This is a genomic window from Pseudarthrobacter raffinosi, assembly GCF_023913735.1.
GTDB lineage: Bacteria > Actinomycetota > Actinomycetes > Actinomycetales > Micrococcaceae > Arthrobacter > Arthrobacter raffinosi.
The window spans coordinates 1-2,060 of sequence record NZ_JAMXBH010000052.1 but is presented as its reverse complement, the minus strand read 5'-3'; the positions used below and the strand labels follow the sequence as shown (position 1 = coordinate 2,060).

The 2,060-nt window shown below is 64.6% G+C and carries 1 pseudogene; it reads right to left on the bottom strand.

The annotated features are described in order from the left end of the window. Positions 1–122 precede the first annotated feature (122 nt). Positions 123–1,955 (bottom strand): annotated as a pseudogene (locus tag NG698_RS21515) (heavy metal translocating P-type ATPase); the annotation flags it as partial. Between the last annotated feature and the right edge of the window lie 105 nt (positions 1,956–2,060).

The window sequence follows — 2,060 nt, the reverse complement described above, 5'->3', positions numbered from 1 at the left end:
GGGCGATTTTTCCGTTAAGGAAGAACGGTCTTTCAGTGGTGATTCCAAGGGTGTTGCAACTCCCGGTTTTCAGGGGGTGTTGCATCGATCACTGGAACTCGCCAAAGACGGGCATTCTCGGTTTAAACCGCCGTCGGCGCCCCGAGCAACATCGGTGGATCAAGGTTTAGGCACGACGCCGGCCGTTTCCTCACTGCCGCAACACTCACCGGCGGGCCGCCCACCGCCGTCGCGGTTGGACGGCGGCCATCGCGCAGAGCACGAAGCGCGTTCAGGATCGTGGCCAGATCGACCAACTCCTGGAGGAGGGCGCCGGCCACAGCTGGAATGTAGCCGAATACCGCTGCTACCATCAGGCCGATGCTCAGCAGGATGCCTATCCAAATGCTCGCCAGCGCTATCCGGACCGTGCGCTGCCCGATGTCGACTGCCAGCGCCGCTTTGGATAAGTCGTCGAGCATGATGACGACGTCGGCAGACTCGCTCGCCGCGGTTGACCCCTTGGCGCCCATGGCGACACCAACGTCGGCGGCAGCCAGGACCGGAGCGTCGTTCACACCGTCGCCCACCATCATGACCGGGCGTTCCCGCAGCCCTGCGACGATGGAGACTTTGTCACCCGGAAGGCACCCTGCCTGGAAGCGGGAGATCCCGGCCTGTGCAGCAATTTTTTCGGCCGTTGCCCGAGAGTCGCCGGTAAGGAGCAGCGTTTCCCGGATGCCCAGCCGGTGCAACGCGGTCAGTGTGCCCACCGCATTGTCCCGGAGCGGGTCGCTCATGATCAGCGCTCCCCCGAACCGGCCGTCAACGCCCACGTAGACCGCCAGTTGTCCACCGGCCACCTCGGCCTCCTCGAACGCCGAGGTGACGGAACGGACAAAGTCAGGTTTACCCACCACCACCGTTTGATCGCCGCAGGTCGCCGTGACCCCCTGGGTGGCGTGTTCAAACGCGTTGCTGCCCTCCAGCAGGTCAAGCCCGCGGTGCCGTGCAGCATCCATCACAGAGGAGGCAAGGACATGAGAGGAGTACTGCTCTGCCGAAGCGGCCAGTTGCAGCAGCCGGTCCTCGCTCACCAGCCCGGACGCTGCCGGTGAAACCCCCATGCCGTGCAAGGTGGGCCGGCCGTGGGTGAGCGTGCCTGTCTTGTCGAAGACGGCCGTCCGCACCCGGGCAAGCTGTTCGAGGGTTCCGCCGTTCTTGATGATGATTCCCGAGTGCGCCGCCCGGCTGGTGCCCGCAAGAAACGCCACCGGAGCGGCGATGAGCAGGGGGCAAGGGGTAGCGACAACGAGGACCTGCGCGAACCGAGCCGGGTCCTGGCTGAAATACCAGCCCATCCCGGCCACGGCGAAGGCCAGGAGCGTGAACGGAACGGCGTACCTGTCAGCGAGCCGGACTACCGGAGGCCGGCTCGACGCCGCCGCCTGGACCAAAGCCACAATCTGGCTGTACTGCGAGTCTTTCGCCGTGGACGTCGCCTTCATATGCGCGGCGCTTTCGCCGTTGACCGATCCGCTGAGCAGCGTATCGCCTTTGACATGTTCCGCCGGCAGGCTCTCACCCGTCAAGGTGGATTCATCGAAGCTGCCAGTTGCCGTGAGAAGCAACCCGTCCACGGGAAGCACCTCCGAGGGTTTGACCAGAAGAATGTCGCCGGGCAGCACGTCCCCGGCCGGGATGTCTTCCGGCGGCAGGCCCGGCAGTTCCCGGTGGGCTGTCTGCGGGACGCGCTCGAGCAGGGACCTGAGTTCCCGGGTCGCCCGCCCCTGTGCAATCTCCTCGAGCGCTTCGCCTCCGGCCAGCATCAGCACGATGATCAGGGACGCTACGTACTCCCCCACTGCCACCGTCGAGGCGATGGCAGTCACGGCCAGCAGGTCGATTCCCTACCGGCCCCTCAGCAATGATTTGGCCATGGAGACCGACCTGGCCACGGCCACCATAAGTGCGTAGGTGTCAAGCCCCGGGTTTGGTGGAGGGATTGTTAGACCCGTTCCATCGTTTTGATGGCGGGCAGATTTGAGTAGAAGATGGTTTCTGCTTCTACCGGCGGTATA